Origin of the sequence: Bacillus sp. N3378-2at (genome assembly GCF_033412715.1) — a bacterium.
GTDB lineage: Bacteria > Bacillota > Bacilli > Bacillales > Bacillaceae > Bacillus > Bacillus subtilis.
The window spans coordinates 3,155,946-3,173,849 of the sequence record NZ_CP117986.1 but is presented as its reverse complement, the minus strand read 5'-3'; the positions used below and the strand labels follow the sequence as shown (position 1 = coordinate 3,173,849).

17 protein-coding genes and 1 pseudogene are annotated in these 17,904 nt (G+C 46.8%); 8 read left to right on the top strand and 10 right to left on the bottom strand.

Annotated elements, in window-relative coordinates:
• Window positions 1-99 precede the first annotated feature (99 nt).
• From PUN35_RS16970 to arfM, 6 genes and pseudogenes are all read right to left on the bottom strand, one after another.
• Window positions 100-296, bottom strand: a pseudogene (locus PUN35_RS16970) (YitT family protein); the annotation flags it as partial.
• Window positions 297-447: 151 nt separating this feature from the next.
• Complete coding sequence (gene narI, locus PUN35_RS16965) at window positions 448-1,119, bottom strand: respiratory nitrate reductase subunit gamma (RefSeq protein WP_014481210.1); 672 nt, start codon at window positions 1,117-1,119, stop codon at window positions 448-450.
• Entirely contained in the window at window positions 1,116-1,670 is a 555-nt protein-coding gene (gene narJ / locus PUN35_RS16960; RefSeq protein WP_014481211.1) for a nitrate reductase molybdenum cofactor assembly chaperone, read from the bottom strand. Before narJ ends, narI begins: the two co-directional genes overlap by 4 nt.
• 25 nt (window positions 1,671-1,695) lie before the next feature.
• Complete coding sequence (gene narH / locus PUN35_RS16955) at window positions 1,696-3,159, bottom strand: nitrate reductase subunit beta (RefSeq protein ID WP_014481212.1); 1,464 nt, start codon at window positions 3,157-3,159, stop codon at window positions 1,696-1,698.
• Window positions 3,149-6,835, bottom strand: a complete 3,687-nt coding sequence (locus PUN35_RS16950) for a nitrate reductase subunit alpha (protein ID WP_014481213.1) — start codon at window positions 6,833-6,835, stop codon at window positions 3,149-3,151. Before PUN35_RS16950 ends, narH begins: the two co-directional genes overlap by 11 nt.
• A 195-nt stretch (window positions 6,836-7,030) precedes the next feature.
• Entirely contained in the window at window positions 7,031-7,507 is a 477-nt protein-coding gene (gene arfM, locus PUN35_RS16945; protein WP_003243032.1) for a Crp/Fnr family transcriptional regulator ArfM, read from the bottom strand.
• A 143-nt stretch (window positions 7,508-7,650) separates the two neighbouring features.
• On the opposite strand from arfM, the gene PUN35_RS16940 reads away from it, so the two are divergent.
• On the top strand, window positions 7,651-8,370 hold the full coding sequence (locus PUN35_RS16940; RefSeq protein ID WP_014481214.1) for a YwiC-like family protein: 720 nt from the start codon (window positions 7,651-7,653) through the stop codon (window positions 8,368-8,370).
• A gap of 31 nt (window positions 8,371-8,401) precedes the next feature.
• Here the strand turns inward: PUN35_RS16940 and fnr are convergent, their stop codons facing one another.
• The 4 genes from fnr to PUN35_RS16920 all read right to left on the bottom strand — a co-directional run bounded on the left by fnr (window position 8,402) and on the right by PUN35_RS16920 (window position 12,635).
• Window positions 8,402-9,118, bottom strand: a complete 717-nt coding sequence (gene fnr, locus PUN35_RS16935) for a fumarate/nitrate reduction transcriptional regulator Fnr (protein ID WP_014481215.1) — start codon at window positions 9,116-9,118, stop codon at window positions 8,402-8,404.
• A 98-nt stretch (window positions 9,119-9,216) separates the two neighbouring features.
• Window positions 9,217-10,404, bottom strand: a complete 1,188-nt coding sequence (gene narK / locus PUN35_RS16930; RefSeq protein WP_010886631.1) for a nitrate transporter NarK — start codon at window positions 10,402-10,404, stop codon at window positions 9,217-9,219.
• A gap of 135 nt (window positions 10,405-10,539) precedes the next feature.
• On the bottom strand, window positions 10,540-12,210 hold the full coding sequence (argS, locus tag PUN35_RS16925; RefSeq protein ID WP_003227570.1) for an arginine--tRNA ligase: 1,671 nt from the start codon (window positions 12,208-12,210) through the stop codon (window positions 10,540-10,542).
• Complete coding sequence (locus tag PUN35_RS16920; protein WP_014481216.1) at window positions 12,207-12,635, bottom strand: YwiB family protein; 429 nt, start codon at window positions 12,633-12,635, stop codon at window positions 12,207-12,209. The genes argS and PUN35_RS16920 overlap by 4 nt, the downstream gene beginning before the upstream one ends.
• 312 nt (window positions 12,636-12,947) lie before the next feature.
• Between PUN35_RS16920 and sboA the strand changes: the two genes are divergently transcribed.
• The 7 genes from sboA to albE are packed head-to-tail and all read left to right on the top strand — an operon-like array spanning window position 12,948 to window position 17,902.
• The gene (gene sboA / locus PUN35_RS16915; protein WP_003222002.1) at window positions 12,948-13,079 is read left to right on the top strand and encodes a subtilosin A; all 132 of its coding nucleotides are present in this window, start codon (window positions 12,948-12,950) and stop codon (window positions 13,077-13,079) included.
• Window positions 13,036-13,188 (top strand): bacteriocin-like protein SboX, encoded by a 153-nt coding sequence (sboX, locus tag PUN35_RS16910; RefSeq protein ID WP_010886632.1) that lies wholly within the window; start codon window positions 13,036-13,038, stop codon window positions 13,186-13,188. The genes sboA and sboX overlap by 44 nt, the downstream gene beginning before the upstream one ends.
• Window positions 13,189-13,212: 24 nt before the next feature.
• Window positions 13,213-14,559, top strand: coding sequence for a subtilosin maturase AlbA (albA, locus tag PUN35_RS16905; RefSeq protein WP_014481217.1), 1,347 nt, complete (start codon window positions 13,213-13,215; stop codon window positions 14,557-14,559).
• A 12-nt stretch (window positions 14,560-14,571) separates the two neighbouring features.
• Entirely contained in the window at window positions 14,572-14,733 is a 162-nt protein-coding gene (gene albB / locus PUN35_RS16900) for an antilisterial bacteriocin subtilosin biosynthesis protein AlbB (RefSeq protein ID WP_003222006.1), read from the top strand.
• The gene (locus PUN35_RS16895; protein ID WP_014481218.1) at window positions 14,730-15,449 is read left to right on the top strand and encodes an ATP-binding cassette domain-containing protein; all 720 of its coding nucleotides are present in this window, start codon (window positions 14,730-14,732) and stop codon (window positions 15,447-15,449) included. The genes albB and PUN35_RS16895 overlap by 4 nt, the downstream gene beginning before the upstream one ends.
• Entirely contained in the window at window positions 15,442-16,752 is a 1,311-nt protein-coding gene (gene albD, locus PUN35_RS16890) for an antilisterial bacteriocin subtilosin biosynthesis protein AlbD (protein WP_033881822.1), read from the top strand. Before PUN35_RS16895 ends, albD begins: the two co-directional genes overlap by 8 nt.
• Window positions 16,742-17,902, top strand: a complete 1,161-nt coding sequence (gene albE / locus PUN35_RS16885; RefSeq protein ID WP_072592616.1) for an antilisterial bacteriocin subtilosin biosynthesis protein AlbE — start codon at window positions 16,742-16,744, stop codon at window positions 17,900-17,902. The genes albD and albE overlap by 11 nt, the downstream gene beginning before the upstream one ends.
• The last annotated feature ends 2 nt before the right edge of the window (window positions 17,903-17,904 follow it).

Below are 17,904 nucleotides of genomic sequence, written 5' to 3'. Positions count from 1 at the left end.
CTGTATTACCTCTTTTTTCTAATCGATAAACCTTGTAAGCAAAAAACCTCTCCGCCAAAGGAGGAGAGGTTTAGAGAAAACTAACTGTCACGGAATTCATCCGCATCGTTTCTGCAGAAATAAAGCAAGACTATTGGCAACGCCGAGTGACAACATAAGCGGCAGGCCGAACCCGCTCAGCACTCCGGCAAGCGCCGAAAAAGAGGCAGCGCTGTGACTGCAAATACGGTGGATAGAGTGAATTTGATACCCATTCTGATGAGAGAAAATATATAAAACGGGATATTGATCACAAAGATATAAGGAGTTAGTCAGGCTGAGTCATAATCTGCAGTTCAGCCGGTTTAAAATGAGTAAAATCCGTTTTATTCTTGATGTTATTTCCAGGATTCCCGGCCGCCCAGCCATTACCTTGGCAGAAAAAACCCCCTCTTGCAAGGGGGATTTTCACGAGCGTTTCCGATATACAACGTAGCTGCGGGTCAGATACTTGAGCGGCAGACTGAACACATGAACCAATCTCGTAAACGGCCACAGGATAAAAACGACGTATCCTATTACAATATGAAACTTAAACCATAGCGGGACACTCTCCATCAAAGAGGCGTCAGGCCTGAACAAAACGATTTCCCTGAACCAGGGCCCGACTGTGGTCCGGTAATCAAATCCTTTCGAATCAATATTGAGAAACGTGGCCGCAACGCCTGACAGCATCATGAACAGCAGCAGGAGCAGCGTAAGGATATCTGATGGCGAGCTGGTTTTGCGGATCCTTTTGTCAAACAGCCTTCTGTACGTCAGGATGACAAGTCCGGTACATGCCGCAATGCCCGCCGGCAAGCCAGCGCCAATCGCCATTTTGTGATACATATGCTCTGAAATGCCAAGGGAAGCATACACGCCTTCCGGGATCAGAATCCCCATGACATGCCCGCCGACAACGCACAGCAGTCCCCAGTGAAAAAGTGTGCTGCCCGCGGTGAGTTTTTTCTTTTCTAACATCTCGCTTGATTTCGCCGTCCAGCCAAATTGGTCATGCTGGTAGCGGTAAATATGGCCGCCGATAAAGATTGTCAATACAATGTATGGCATAATACCCCAGAGGATCTGCCCGCTCATGCCTGAACAGCCCCTTCAACGCTTTCACGTACGCCAATGTTTTCAAGCGCGGCCAGCAGCACGTGCAGCAGTTCAGCGTATATACTGTCATTTTTTTCGAGACGGGATGCCAGCTCCCTCACATTGGACAGATATTTCTCAAACACGCTTCTCGCTGCTTCAATTTCTGCAGCCGCAGCAAATTCCAGCATCAGCGGCAGATAATCAGGCAGCTCTTTCTCTGTCGGCAGGAAACCGGATTGCTCGTATGTGTTTTTTAAATGCAGCAATTCAACGCCGCGTTCCCTTTGCTCGCCCGAGTTAAAGTAGGTGACATACATATTTGTTTTTTTCCCAAAGTCGAATGTATAGACATAGTGTTCAATCAGCGCTTCCGGTGAAAAGCTGGCTGACGCTTCGAAAAAGTGCAGCAGCTTCTCCCGGATTTGCCGGTTGCTGATTTCATGGATAAGAGCCTTCCAATCGGGAATCTCGGCTCTCCACTCTTCATCCGGATAAGAGAGAAGAGTGGATAGAGCGGAGAACGTAATTTGCCGGTCTGTGGTGTTCATCTTGTTACACCTCATTTATCAAAAGTTAGAAACAGGAGCCGGGGCCGCCTGAAAATGATAAGCCGCAGCTCCCTTGTTCAGCATATAAATCTGAAACTTCTTCTCGATGACTGCTCGGTATCACAAAGCGGTCATCATATTTGGCAATCGCAAGCAGCCGATACATATCTTCAATTTGCTGTTCTGTTAAGCCGACACTGGAGATCAGTTCCGGGTCGATTGATTTATTCGTCTGGATCGCTCTCATATACTGGCGCATGACAGACATTTTCTTCAACGTTGACCGAATATGATCCGTATCACCGGCTGTTAACAGCTGCGCCAAATAATCTATCGGGATTCTCATTTGGTCGATAGCCGGAAAAATATCTTCCGCGGATTGCCGGCTGCCTTTTCCTTCAAAGAGATTCATAATCGGGCTGAGCGGCGGAATGTACCACACCATTGGCAGGGTGCGGTACTCTGGATGAAGCGGCAGCGCAATCTTCCAGTCAATGATCATTTTATAAATCGGCGATTGCTGCGCAGCCTCTATCCATTCAGCCGGAATGCCTTGTTCTTTTGCCAGCTTGGCAACCTCAGGATCATTCGGATCAAGAAAAACGTCCAATTGGGAATGGTAGAGATCCTTTTCATTTTCAACAGATGCCGCTTCCTCCACTTTGTCCGCGTCATACAGCATGACGCCGAGGTAGCGGATTCTGCCAACACACGTCTCAGAGCAGATGGTTGGCAGTCCCGCCTCCAAACGCGGAAAGCAGAGTGTGCATTTTTCCGCTTTGTTCGTTTGCCAGTTAAAATAGACTTTTTTATAAGGACAGGATGAGACGCAATATCTCCATGAACGGCATGCGTTTTGATCCACAAGCACAATGCCGTCCTCCTCGCGTTTGTACATGGCGCCGGATGGACAGGATGAGACGCACGCCGGGTTGATGCAGTGCTCGCAAATACGGGGCAAATACATCATAAAAACCTCATCGAATTCTGTTTTGATCGATTCCTCCATCTTTTGTACGTTGGGATCTTCAAGTCCCGTTATGTGGCCGCCCGCGAGATCATCCTCCCAGTTCGGTCCCCATTCGATATTCATGAAATCCCCCGTCAAGGACGATTTCGGGCGTGCAACCGGCTGGTGTTTTTTCTGCGGGCTGTTCGTTAATGTTTCATAATCATAGTTCCAGGGTTCATAGTAATCATCAATCGACGGCTGATTCGGATTATAGAAAAGGCCTGCAAGCCGATTGGTTTTCGAGCCCGATTTCAGCTCGAGCTTTCCTTTTTTCAATGTCCAGCCGCCTTTATATTTGTCCTGGTCCTCCCATTGCTTCGGGTAGCCGATGCCCGGCTTTGTTTCTACATTATTGAAGTACATATATTCCGCACCGGAACGGTTTGTCCACGTGTTTTTGCAGGTGACGCTGCACGTGTGGCAGCCGATGCATTTATCCAAGTTCATGACCATACCGATTTGCGCTTTAATCTTCAAGCCAATCGACCTCCTTCAGCTTGCGGATGACGACGTTCAGGTCGCGCTGATTCCCCGTTGGACCGTAATAATTAAAGCCGTAGCTGAGCTGGGCATAGCCCCCGATCATCTGGGTCGGCTTGACGTGAATCCTTGTCGGGCTGTTATGGGTGCCTCCGCGGTTATTCGTCAGCTTTGTGCCGGGCACGTTGATGTGGCGGTCCTGGGCATGATGCATAAACGCCATTCCTTTAGGAATCCGATGAGACAAAACCGCTCTCGCGACGACAACACCGTTTCGGTTAAAGCATTCAATCCAATCGTTGTCTTTGATATCCGTGTCCTCTGCATCATCTTTATTCATCCACACGGTCGGCCCGCCGCGGAACAGCGTCAGCATCGGCAGAGAATCAAAATACATGCTGTGGACAGACCATTTATTATGCGGCGTCAAATAATTGAGGACGATTTCTTTTCCCTCTTGATCAGGCCGCTTGCTCAGAAACGGGCGATGCTGGAGGATCGGTTTGAATGTCGCCATCGTTTCACCGAATTCCATCATCAGTTCATGATCGACATAATAGGATTGTCTGCCTGTCAGCGTCCGCCACGGGATTAATTTTTCAACATTCGTCGTAAACGGCGAATACCTGCGCCCTCCTTTTTCAGAGCCGGAAAACGCTGGAGACGTGATCACCGTTTTCGGCTGGGCTGTAATTTGTTCGAACGTAAAGCATTCTTCCTCGCGTTCTTCCGCCAGGTCTTTCAGCTTCAGGTTCGTGATGTTTTCAAGTGATTCCCATGCTTTGACGGCGACCTTTCCATTCGAAGTGGATGATAGGGTTAAAATCGCTTCTGCTGCCTGCTTTGCTTCACTTATATTTGGACATCCCTTTGCGACACTGTCCGAGGTGATTTCTCCCAATCTCTGTTTGAGTGATTCATATTCATCGGCTATTGACCAGCTCATCCCTTTTGTTCCGCTCGGCTTTAAAGCAACGTTCGGACCAAGTGCAGTCATTTTATGAAAAATGTGTTTGTAATCCCGTTCAACGACTTGGATGTTCGGCATCGTTTTTCCCGGAATGGCTTCACATTCGCCTTTGCTCCAGTCATTGATTTTGCCGAATGGCTGGGCCAATTCCTGCATGGTGTCGTGGAGGAGCGGTGTCGCAACCACTTCTTTCACGGGCTCCATATCGACTTCTTCTGCCAGATCGGAAACGGCTTTTGACAGCGCCTTGAAAATATCCCAGTCTGACTTCGATTCCCACGGAGCCGAGATCGCAGGAGCAAATGGATGAATGAACGGATGCATATCCGTGCTGCTGAGATCGTGTTTTTCATACCATGTCGCCGCCGGCAGCACGATATCGGAATACAGCGCCGTACCGGCCATTCGGAAGTCAAGATTGATTAACAAGTCGAGCTTTCCTTCCGGCGCCTGCTCCCGCCATTTGATTTCTTCAGGGCGGATGCTGTCGCTGTCGTCATTCATCAAGCCGTTTGTCGTCCCCAGCAAATGCTTGAGAAAATATTCATGCCCTTTTCCTGAGCTTGAGATCAGATTTGCCCGCCATACGAAGAGATTTCTTGGGAAATTCACTTCATTATCGGGATCTTCAATCGCGAATTTCAGTTTTTTCTCTTGGAGCTGTGAGGCCACGTACGCACCAACGTCTTCAGGTGTTGCTGCCCCTGCTTTTTCAGCTTCTTTATACAGATCGATGCCATTTTGATTGAAAGTCGGGTAAGACGGAAGCCACCCCAGCCGCGCGGCCAGCACATTGTAATCAGCGTGATGCTTGTAGCGGGATGACGCAGCAATCGGTGATGCCAAATCACTGATCGGCTGGTCCTCATAACGCCACTGATCTGTCGCAAAGTAGAAAAATGAAGTGCCGTTTTGCAGCTTAGGCACGCCCTCCCAGTCCTTTGCAGTTGCAATCGTCTGCCATCCTTCAGCAGGTCGGAGCTTTTCCTGCCCGACGTAATGGGCCCAGCCTCCGCCATTTACGCCTTGGGCGCCTACAAGCAAAACAAGATTTAACACTGCTCGGTAGATCGTGTCGGAGTTGAACCAGTGGTTAATGCCGGCTCCTACGATAATCATAGACCGGCCGTCTGTATCGATCGCATTTTGAGCAAACTCTCTGGCAATCTTAACGACAGCTTCTTTTTTGATTCCTGTCATTTGTTCCTGCCAGGCAGGCGTAAACGGCTCAGGATCATCATAGGAGACAGCTTGTTGTTCGCCGATGCCCCGATTTACGCCGTAGTTAGCCAGTATCAAGTCAAACACGGTCGTGACGTACGTCTCTTCACCGTTCAGGTTCATTTTTTTAATAGGAAGATCCCGCTCGAGCACTTTGTTTCCGTCATTTGAAAAATAAGGAATGCGCACCGTGCCGATTTCATCCTCTATTCCGAGCACAGAGAGACGGGGTTCAATCGGTTCCCCGGTTTCTTCATCAATCATGTGCAGGTTCCATTTCTGCTGCCCGTCCCAGCGCGAGCCCATTGTCCCTTGGGGTATGGCAAATGAACTTGTCTGTTCATCCCAAACCGCAGGCTTCCACTGATCATGCTTTGTCTTCCGCCCGATGTCCTTCGCATGCAGAAACCGTCCCGCTGTGTATACGCCATTTTCTTTTGACAGGGTGACGAGAAATGGAAAATCAGTGTATTGCTTCGCGTACTCAATAAAACGTTCAGTTTCTTGGTTCACGTAAAATTCCTGCAGAATGACGTGACCCATCGCCATCGCAAGCGCCCCGTCAGTCCCTTGGCGAATACTCAGCCAGTCATCCGCGAACTTTGAGGATTCCGCAAAATCCGGACTGATCGAAATGACCTTAGCGCCTTTATAGCGGGCCTCCGCCAAAAAATGCGCGTCAGGCGTTCTCGTTAACGGAACGTTGGAGCCCCATGTGATGATATAGCCGGAATTGTACCAATCACTGCTTTCCGGAACGTCCGTCTGGTCACCCCAAATTTGCGGGGATGCCGGAGGAAGATCCGCATACCAGTCATAAAAACTGAGCATAGGGCCTCCGATTAACGACATAAACCGGGAGCCTGATGCATGGCTGATCATGGACATGGCCGGAATCGGAGAAAAACCGACGTTTCTGTCAGGCCCGTATTTCATCACTGTATACAGCAGAGAGGCTGAAATCAGCTTCAGCACCTCCGGCCATTCAGCGCGCACAAAACCGCCTTTCCCTCTCGCCTGTTTATAGGACTTCGCTTTTTCAGGGTTTTCGACGATCGATTTCCAGGCTTCCAATGGATTTTGATGTTCTTGCAGTGCCTCCCGCCATAAATTAATCAGTACACCGCGCACGTATGGATATTTCACACGCAGCGGGCTGTAGATATACCATGAAAAACTGGCCCCCCGCGGGCAGCCTCTCGGTTCAAAATCAGGCATATCCGGGCCTGTTGAAGGATAATTCAAATTTTGCCCTTCCCACGTGACAATTCCGTTTTTCACATAAATATTCCAGCTGCAAGACCCTGTACAGTTGACGCCGTGGGTGGAGCGAACGACTTTGTCGTACTGCCATCTGTTTCTGTATACATTCTCCCAATCGCGATCCTCGCGGGTAGTTTGGCTATGTTTATTTGAATGGTGTTCGATAGGAGAGAAATAATTCAATCTCCTAAACAACGGACTCATTTTCTTTTTCTTCATGAGAGTTCACTCCTTCCGAGTCAGGTGATGCTAAGTTCACTATAAACAGAGACAGCGTGTTTTCTTGTGAACTATGTCACACACTCTGCTTTTTTCACAAAATGTTCACACAAAGGAGAAGGAAGGCTGAGTTCAGGCAGGACGCTTGGGTCATTAGCTGCCTTTCATTCAAAGATCAAAAAAAACCGGCTCTATTTAAGAACCGGGCTCGGCGTTTTCATCCTGTGATGTATGCAGATACCGCAAAAATAATTGATAGGAACAAAAAACATTTTGCTGAAGCATAGCCAAAAAGTTCATTTGCAGCTGCGGATGATAAGACATCATTTTCTTAAATATGTAATATGGGATGTTGAGAATCAGAATGTCTGAAGTGGCATTGACTGAGATAAAGGGCGATAAATAAAGCCCGCCTTTTTCATCAATCGGAAACACATCGCCTTTTTCCCACAGCGCAACGGTTTTCGACCCTTCAGGGAGCCTTGTGTCCATAAAACGGACACTGCCTTTTAATACAATATAAACAGATTGAGAATGAAGAAAAGATGGAGACTGATCACATGAACCGCGGATAAACGTGCCGTTTTTCAGCAAGGTTTCGACAATGGATAGAGGCACTTCATTAAACATAGGAAGTTGTTTCAGAAATAATAAATAGTCACACTGATTCATAGGAAAACCTCCTGTGCTAAGGATAGCTTTAGTGTAGCTCGACTGAGCCTGTACAGCAGTGATGTATTTCACAGCCTGTATGATGAATGTCACTTATCAGGAGGGTGAATGCATTTATAATGAAAGAAAAAAGGAGGATTTCGATGAAGGCGCTGATTCCGAAGCAGCACGGGGCGTGGGCGATGCTGCTGATCCCATTTTTACTCGGCATGGTCAAGGGAGGCCCCGTTATTTGGCATATTCCGCTCTTCCTTGGTTGGCTTTTCCTATACTTAGCGGTTTATCCCGTTACGCTTGCCTTAAAAAAGAAACAAAGCAAACCATATCAAAAGTGGATGTGTTATTACGGTTTTCCCGCCTGCTGCTTTTTGATGATCTCGGTCTTTCATAAGCCGCCTCTCATCTGGGTGGGCGTTTCTTTACTGCCGCTGTTTCTCATACATATGTATTTTGCCCGCAGAAAAAACGAACGAGCCTTATTGAATGATGTTGCAGGTGTCTTGTTCTTTTGTTCGGGCGGGTTTGCGAGCTGCTGGCTGGGGATGGGAACCCTTGACGGCTGGGCTTGGTTTATTTTCTTGCAGTCTGCTTTATTTTTTATCGGGAGTTCCTTTTATGTGAAATCGGTGATCCGCGAGAGAAAAAACAGGGCATTTGCATACTGGTCATGGGGATATCACCTGCTGCTCCCCTTTTTATCCGCTCTTTTCGGAGCAGGATGGGCGTTTCTCGCTTTTATCCCGAGCAGCTTGCGGGCATGGTTTTTTCATGGAAGGGATTGGCCCGTAAAAACGATTGGCATTCTGGAAATCGTGAATGCCTGCTTCTTTCTTGCCGTCATGTGCCTGTTTATCACAAGGTAAAAAAACAAGGACACCGCTGTCCTTGTTTTTTTCAGTCAATATTGCAAATCTCCAGCGGGCAATTTTCACACTCAATCTCACATCGTAAATAGTCCCGCTTGTGCAAAATAATTTTTCCGGATTCGTCTATCGAAATAACCCCTTTTTTGCGGAGATCTCCCAGCATACGGTTGATGCTTTCCCGTGCAGCCGCACAAAACTTTGCCAAATCCTGATTTGTCAGGACAATGTTAATCAGAATGCCGTCGCTTCGCTCCACTCCGTAGCTGTTTGATAAGCGGATAAGGGTAGAATAGAGCGCCCCCTTTTTGCCATGAAGAAGCAGATCCCTGATTTTGGACTGAATCTTCCGGAGGTGCGTGCTCATCCATTTCATGAACTCAAATGTCAAAGCGCCGTTTTGGATTAATTCTTTTTCCAGCTTATTTTTATTAATGACGAGCACCTCGCCATCCTCTAGCACTTTTGCACTGAGCATATACCTTGGTTCTTCAGTGAAAAGTGTTAATTCTCCGACGATATCATGCTTTTGGCAGATTCTAAGCGTCAGGTCTTTTCCGTCAGATGTCAGCTTGCCGATTTCAATGAGTCCTGATTGAATCAGATAAAGCTCTTCTGCATCCATTCCTTCCCGAAACAAATACGTGTGTTTTTCCATTTTTCTTTTCGTGCTGATCGATTCCAGCAATTCATGCAGATCGCTGGAAATAAGATCACTATCAGATGGTCGAACAGAGAGAAAATTCATGAGCTCACCTCGAAGAAAGTCACGTTGTGTGTTTATTGTAACGTGAATTGATTTGTACCCATCGAGAAAAAAATAACAATCTTGTGAATGCCCCAGTGTTAGTTGATGCTCTGGCTGTTTCTCTCCGTGTGTGTTTTCATTCTTTCCTGCCAATACATCCATATGACAAGGACAAAACTGGCTAACGCCACCTCTGAAAGCGCCATAAACCCGATCGCGTACTGGCCTGTTGCCTGAAATACACTCGCCAATATGAGCGGAGGAAAAAAGCCGCCTAATCCGCCCATGGCAGACACAATCCCATTGGCAATCCCCGCTTGCTTGGAAAAATAGAAAGGCACCAGTTTAAAAACAGTCCCGTTTCCTATGCCTGAGCAGACAGCCACGGTTAATGATCCAAACGTATAAAGGCCGATTGTCGGCGAGAATGATAGGATAATGCCTGATAATGTAAGCCCGGCAAAAACAAACATCAAGATGCGGAGCGGGCTCATTTTATCAGCCAGGAATCCGCCTGCAGGCCTGAGCAGCGTAGAAACCGCAATAAAGCCAGCCGTCCGCAAGCCGGCATCTGCAGGATTCAGCCCAAAATGCTCCACCAGAAAGTTCGGCAGATAGATAGTGAAGGCGACAAAGGCACCGAACGTAATAAAATAAAACAGGCTCAGAAACCATAGCACATGATTTCGGTAAACGGCTTTGATTTGAGTCTTAACAGAAACTTTGACCTTCTTCTCATGCCTGTCGCCAAACAACACGTGCAGTAAGGCAAAGACAGCCAGCAAAATCAGATACATCTGCACGGTTGATTTCCACCCGACGGCTTGAGCGATAACCGGCGCTGCAAATGTCGTAACGGCTGTCCCGATATTTCCTGCACCGTAAATCCCATTGACGACACCGTGCTTTTCTTTCGGATAATATTTCGGGAGGGAGGTCACTCCAATGGAAAACACCGCTCCCCCGATCCCTAAGAAAAAGCCGCCTGCGATTAAATCAAACAGAGAATCCGCGATACTGATCCAAAATACAGGAAATAAAAGCAGGATGAAGCTGACCATAAACATGAGCCGCGCGCCAAACCTGTTCGTTAAATACCCTAAAGGAATGCGGAGAAGCGACCCGAGGATCACAGGAATCGCGGTCACTAAAGAAATCTCACCCTTGCTTAAATGAATATCTAATGTGATTTGGGAAATGAGTGATGAAATCAGCACCCAAACCATAAACCCTGCCACCAAGCTTAATGACTGTAACGATAATTGAATGTGTTGACGGTTGATCATTTGGCTTGCCCCTTTCAATGATTCAATAATCAGTCTTATCATACAAAAACTCGGCAAACAGGATTGTGAATTACATCACACGTTTTTCTCATAAAAAAAGGACAAAGCCCGAAGACTTTGTCCTTTTGATCGTGATTACATTTTTTCCGGAGCCGATACGCCGATCAGCTGAAGCGCATTGTTCAGCGTAATTTGCGTTGCCTTCATTAAAGCCAGGCGCGCACGGCTTTTCTCTTCATTTTCAGGGTCGATGACTTTCTCTGCGTTGTAGAAGCTGTGCAGAGCAGAGGCCAGATCATAAATATAGTTTGTGACACGGTGCGGAATTCGTTTTTCCGCTGCTTCCGCCACTGCCTCTGGGAAGCCGCCGATCGTTTTCAGCAGATCGTATTCTTTTTCTGATTGAATATGGCTGAAATCAAGATCCGCCGCCGGTTTAAGTCCCTGCTCTTCCCCTTGGCGAAGCATGCTGCAGATTCGGGCATGTGCATATTGTGCATAATACACAGGGTTTTCGTTAGATGTTGATACAGCAAGATCTAAGTCAAAATCCATATGGGTGTCCGCACTTCGCATCGCAAAGAAGTAACGAACGGCATCCAAGCCGACTTCTTCAATCAGGTCACGCATCGTTACGGCTTTACCGGTCCGTTTGCTCATTTTCATTTTCTCGCCGTTTTTGTAAAGGTGAACGAGCTGAATGATTTCTACTTCAAGCGTTCCTTTTTCATAGCCCAGCGCTTCGATTGCCGCTTTCATACGCGGGATGTAGCCGTGGTGATCGGCGCCCCAAACGTTGATCAGCTTATCAAAGCCGCGGTCAAGCTTGTCCTTATGATACGCGATATCAGGAAGCAGGTACGTGTACGTGCCGTCCTTCTTGATCAATACGCGGTCTTTATCATCGCCAAACGTCGTGGAACGGAACCAAGTCGCGCCGTCTTCTTCATAGACATGGCCTTTTTCGCGGAGCGCTTCAAGCGCCTTGTCGATTTTTCCATTTTGGTACAGTGAAGTTTCTGAATACCACACATCAAACGGCACACGGAAGTTTTCCAAGTCCTTGCGAAGCTTTTCCAGCTCATATTTCAGGCCGTATTCACGGAAAAACGCGAGGCGTTCACTTTCTTCTTCGTTAACGAAACGATCACCGTATTCCTCAGCGAGACGCTTTCCGATCGCAATGATATCCTCGCCGCGGTAGCCATCCTCCGGCATCGGTTTTTCCAATCCGAGTGCTTCAAAGTAACGGACTTCAACAGAAAGCGCCAGATTGTTGATTTGGTTACCCGCATCGTTAATGTAGTATTCGCGGCTTACATCGTAACCCGCTTTTGAAAGCACGTTGCACAAGGAATCGCCGACAGCCGCCCCGCGCGCATGCCCGAGGTGAAGGTCTCCCGTCGGATTCGCTGATACGAATTCTACCTGAACTCGTTCACCGTTTCCGATGTTCGTTTCCCCGTATGCTTCCCCTGCTTCCAGTACAGACGGAATCAGCTTTGTTAAATATTGATTGTTCATATAGAAATTGATAAAACCCGGGCCGGCGATATCCAGTTTTTCAATCGAAGCCTTTCCTTTATCAAAATGGGCGACAATCTCTTCAGCGATTTGGCGCGGCGCTTTTTTTGCCACTCTTGCCAGCTGCATCGCCATATTCGTTGAGTAGTCGCCGTGTGTTTTATCTTTCGGTGTTTCTAAAACAACATTGGGAATCTGGCTTTCTTCAGCCAGTCCCGCTTTCAGAACGGCCGCTTTGATTTCTTCTTTCAGCACGTCCTTCATTTGTTCCGCAATGTTCATGCGTGAGTTCCTCCCTCATACGTGATCGTCATATTATGTAAATGCTCCTGCTCGTCTCCGACATGCATGTCATATGCGATGCTGATACGGCCTTTTTCTTCATCGAGATCAGATTGAATCGATTTTGTGCTTGTTTTCAGCTCAAGCTCACCAAATGACATTTTATATTTAGCAATTGTGGAAGCTCCCTTTACGAAACGCTGATTCATTTTGACAGCGCCTGACCTCATGACCAGGACTTCGCCTTCGCTTACTTTCACAATCGTTTTGACTTTGCCTAAGTCGTGTTCTTCATAATAAGATAGATACACTTTATTTTGTTTTACATAGTAAAATCCGGTGGTGCGGAATTCGATGACTTCTTGGTTTCCGTCATCCTCGATCACAGACTTCACATGGAGTGTTATCGGTGTCTCTTGCTTCATTCTGACACGTCCTTTTCATCATTCCACTTTGACTTGAATAGTATAATCATTCGGTTTGTAAACTTCAACTGCTTCTATCTTACCATCATTGCTCATCAGATTTGAAGATAAACCTCATAAAAAGCATTTCCTTATATAGAAGAGAAAATCATATCACTAATTACCTTTAGGAAATGTTACATTTTTCCGAAATCTATCATTTCCTTTTCACATTTTTTTCAAAATATATGTATTGAATTAGTAATTTGATAGTTTTAAGATAAAAGTACAACATAGATCTGCTAGAAAAACAAAAAAAGGGAGGATTCAATTATGAAAAAAGCTGTCATTGTAGAAAACAAAGGTTGTGCAACATGCTCGATCGGAGCCGCTTGTCTAGTGGACGGTCCTATCCCTGATTTTGAAATTGCCGGTGCAACAGGTCTATTCGGTCTATGGGGGTAAGGATCTCCCAAAAGGGCATAGTCATTCTACTATGCCCTTTTTAAGTAAATTACAATTTTTAACTAAAATCTACCTCTTGGATATACATACACAACCGTTTTTCATTTGAATCATATGTATAGGGGATGGTATTTTGTTTATAGAGCAGATGTTTCCATTTATTAATGAAAGTGTAAGGGTTCACCAGCTTCCTGAGGGCGGCGTGTTAGAAATCGACTACTTGCGCGATAATGTCTCCATTTCTGACTTTGAGTATTTGGATCTCAACAAAACGGCTTACGAGCTTTGCATGCGCATGGATGGCCAAAAAACAGCTGAGCAGATTTTAGCTGAGCAATGTGCAGTGTATGATGAATCACCGGAAGACCATAAAGATTGGTATTACGACATGCTCAACATGCTCCAGAACAAGCAGGTTATTCAGCTTGGAAACCGGGCCAGCCGCCATACAATCACCACGAGCGGAAGCAATGAATTTCCGATGCCCCTGCACGCCACCTTTGAACTGACGCACCGCTGTAATTTGAAATGCGCCCACTGTTATTTGGAAAGCTCACCTGAAGCGCTCGGCACCGTGTCGATTGAGCAATTCAAAAAAACGGCTGATATGCTGTTTGATAACGGTGTATTGACATGCGAAATCACAGGCGGAGAAATTTTTGTCCATCCAAACGCCAATGAGATTCTTGACTATGTGTGTAAAAAGTTCAAAAAAGTCGCTGTCTTAACAAACGGAACACTCATGCGAAAAGAGAGCCTGGAGCTTTTGAAGGCTTACAAGCAAAAAATCATCGTCGGCATTTCTCTTGATAGTGTCAATTCCGAGGTCCATGACTCCTTTAGAGGGAGAAAAGGCTCTTTTGCCCAAACTTGTAAAACGATAAAATTGTTGAGTGACCACGGTATATTTGTCAGAGTCGCCATGTCTGTCTTCGAAAAAAACATGTGGGAAATCCACGATATGGCCCAAAAGGTTCGGGATCTCGGAGCGAAGGCGTTTTCTTACAATTGGGTTGACGATTTCGGAAGAGGCAGGGATATTATCCATCCAACGAAAGACGCCGAGCAGCACCGCAAGTTTATGGAATACGAGCAAAATGTGATTGATGAGTTTAAAGATCTGATTCCGATTATTCCCTATGAGAGAAAACGCGCGGCAAATTGCGGCGCTGGCTGGAAGTCCATTGTGATCAGCCCGTTCGGCGAAGTACGTCCTTGCGCCCTCTTTCCAAAGGAATTTTCATTGGGAAATATTTTTCATGATTCCTATGAAAGCATCTTTAACTCCCCTCTCGTCCATAAACTGTGGCAAGCGCAGGCGCCGCGGTTCAGCGAACATTGCATGAAAGACAAATGCCCGTTCAGCGGCTATTGCGGAGGCTGTTACTTAAAAGGGCTGAACTCTAACAAATATCACCGAAAAAACATTTGCTCTTGGGCGAAAAATGAACAATTAGAAGACGTGGTCCAGCTTATTTAGGAGGGAAACGATTTGTCACCAGCACAAAGAAGAATTTTACTGTATATCCTTTCATTTATCTTTGTCATCGGCGCAGTCGTCTATTTTGTCAAAAGCGATTATCTGTTTACGCTGATTTTCATTGCCATTGCCATTCTGTTCGGAATGCGCGCGCGGAAGGCTGACTCGCGATGAGCATTTTGGATATACACGATGTATCCGTTTGGTATGAACGGGACAACGTCATCTTAGAACAAGTGGATTTACATTTAGAAAAAGGCGCCGTTTACGGGCTGCTTGGGGTAAACGGCGCCGGAAAAACGACACTGATTAATACGCTGACAGGCGTGAACCGCAATTTCAGCGGGCGCTTTACACTGTGCGGAATTGAAGCGGAGGCCGGCATGCCGCAGAAAACATCAGATCAGCTGAAGACTCACCGTTACTTCGCCGCCGATTATCCGCTGCTATTTACAGAAATTACGGCGAAGGACTATGTGTCTTTCGTCCATTCGCTTTATCAAAAGGATTTTTCAGAGCAGCAGTTTGCCAGTTTGGCCGAGGCCTTTCATTTTTCGAAATACATCAACAGGAGAATTTCGGAGCTGTCCTTGGGGAACAGGCAAAAGGTTGTATTGATGACAGGCTTATTGCTGCGCGCTCCCCTATTTATTTTGGATGAGCCGCTCGTCGGTTTGGATGTGGAATCGATAGAGGTTTTTTATCAGAAAACGCGCGAGTACTGTGAAGCAGGCGGGACCATTTTGTTTTCTTCTCATCTGCTCGATGTCGTGCAAAGATTTTGTGATTACGCGGCCATTCTTCACAACAAACAGATCCAAAAGGTCATTCCGATTGGAGAGGAGACCGATCTGCGGCGGGAATTTTTCGAGGTGATCGGCCATGAATAACATAATCCCCATCATGTCTTTGCTGTTCAAACAGCTTTACAGCCGGCAAGGGAAAAAGGACGCCATCCGCATTGCCGCAGGCCTTGTCATTCTGGCCGTATTTGAAATCGGGCTGATCCGCCAGGCCGGCATTGATGAATCGGTGTTGCGCAAAACGTATATCATACTCGCGCTTCTCTTAATGAACGCATATATGGTGTTTCTTTCTGTGACATCTCAATGGAAGGAATCTTATATGAAACTGAGCTGCCTGCTGCCGATTTCTTCACGGAGCTTTTGGCTCGCCCAGAGTGTCGTTTTGTTTGTCGATACCTGTTTGAGAAGAACGTTATTCTTTTTTATTTTACCGCTGTTCTTATTTGGAAACGGAACGCTGTCAGGGGCGCAAACATTGTTTTGGCTCGGCAGGTTTTCGTTTTTTACCGTTTACTCCATTATTTTCGGAGTTGTGCTAAGCAACCACTTCGTCAAAAAGAAGAACTTGATGTTTCTGCTGCATGCGGCGATATTCGCCTGTGTATGTCTCAGCGCCGCTTTGATGCCGGCCGCCACGCTTCCGCTTTGCGCGGTGCATATGCTGTGGGCGGTGGTCATTGACTTTCCTGTCTTTCTGCAGGCGCCTCCGCAGCAGAGCAGGATGCATTCATTTATGCGGCGATCTGAGTTTTCGTTTTACAAAAGAGAATGGAACCGATTTATCTCTTCTAAAGCGATGCTGTTAAATTACGCGGTAATGGCGGCGTTCAGCGGCTTCTTTTCGTTCCAGATGATGAATACCGGCATCTTCAATCAGCAAGTGATTTATATCGTGATTTCCGCGCTTCTGCTCATCTGCTCGCCGATCGCCCTTTTGTACTCGATTGAAAAAAATGACCGGATGCTGCTCATCACGCTTCCGATCAAGGGGAAAACGATGTTTTGGGCGAAATATCGCTTTTATTCAGGCCTATTGGCAGGCGAATTTCTCCTTGTCGTGATGATTGTGGGTTTCATCAGCGGCCGTCCGATTTCAGTTCTCACTTTTTTGCAGTGCATTGAGTTGCTGCTGGCGGGAGCTTTTATCAGGTTAACTGCGGATGAAAAAAGGCCCTCCTTCAGCTGGCAGACGGAGCAGCAGCTATGGAGCGGTTTCTCAAAATATCGGTCTTATCTGTTTTGTCTTCCCCTATTCTTAGCCACATTAGCCGGCACCGCTGTATCCTTGGCGGTCATTCCGATAGCCGGTCTGGTCATAGTCTATTACCTGCAAAAACAGGATGGTGGTTTCTTTGATACAAGCAAAAGAGAACGGCTTGGAAGTTAACCTGCTGAAGACTCATCAATTTTCAACTATTTCAATCGCCGCGAGCTTTCTGAAACCGATCGAAAGCGCGGCGGAACCTGAGGAAGAAACAATTTATTTTTACGGCGCCGCCGCATACCTGAAGGAGCAAATCATTGACGCTTTTGGTTATGCTGCCGGCAGCCGTTTCATGTACTCAGCGAATCTCTTTTTTGATCAGCAGCTGAAAACCTGCGGGACCCGTTTGATTCACCCATTATATAACGGGAATCTTCATGTTGACGCCCTGATGAAAACTTTTGCAGACTTGTCTTTCCCTTCTTCTCTTTCATTCGAAGCAGTTGAAAAGGCCAGGAATGAGCTGCTGCTGAAAATCGAAAAGAAATTCACTGATCCCTTCTCCTACTCGGCGGCTCGCTTGGCTGAGGAGGTCTTCGGAAACCCGATGTACGGCACAGGCATGTTTGGCCGGAAAGACAGGATAAAGGCGATTCATCCTAAACGGTTTCTCGACGCAACGGACTTTACCGTTGATTTAGTGTCCCAGCAAAAACAGCTGAACATATTGGGACAAGTACAAGCATGTGATGTTCGGGGACATGCCCCGCAAACGTCCGCTGTAACGTCCGAAAGAATACCCGTAAACCGGCATGTTTTTGAAACAGAGACTCGCAGCGCTGCAGGTCCTTCCGTCTTGACACTCGGATTTGACTGCGGAGAGATGAAAGATGCCAGCGATTATATCAAAATACAGCTAATAGACGGATTACTGGGAAAGTACGGCCATTCCGCTTTATTCAAGCACTTCAGAGAGAAGGATCTGGCAGTCTATCACGTTATCACCCGTTACGATGTCATGAACAATTTGCTGCTTGTTTCAATATGTACAGATCAGCTTCATGAGATAGACATTCCCCCGCGCGTTTTGGAAGCTGTTTCAGCTTTTCATACAGATGAGAGGGAACTAGAACAGGCAAAGCAGTTTTTACGCAATGAATTGCTGCTGCAATTCGATTCTCCCGAAGGTCTATTGGCCTATATGGGGGTCCTGCGCCGCTTCTCCTGCACGAAAGAAGCCTTGCTGGATGGCATCTCAGCGGTTACATGCCGCGATGTATTGCAATTCATAGCGACCATCAATTATATCGGAGCTCATGTAGTAAGGGGATGAAG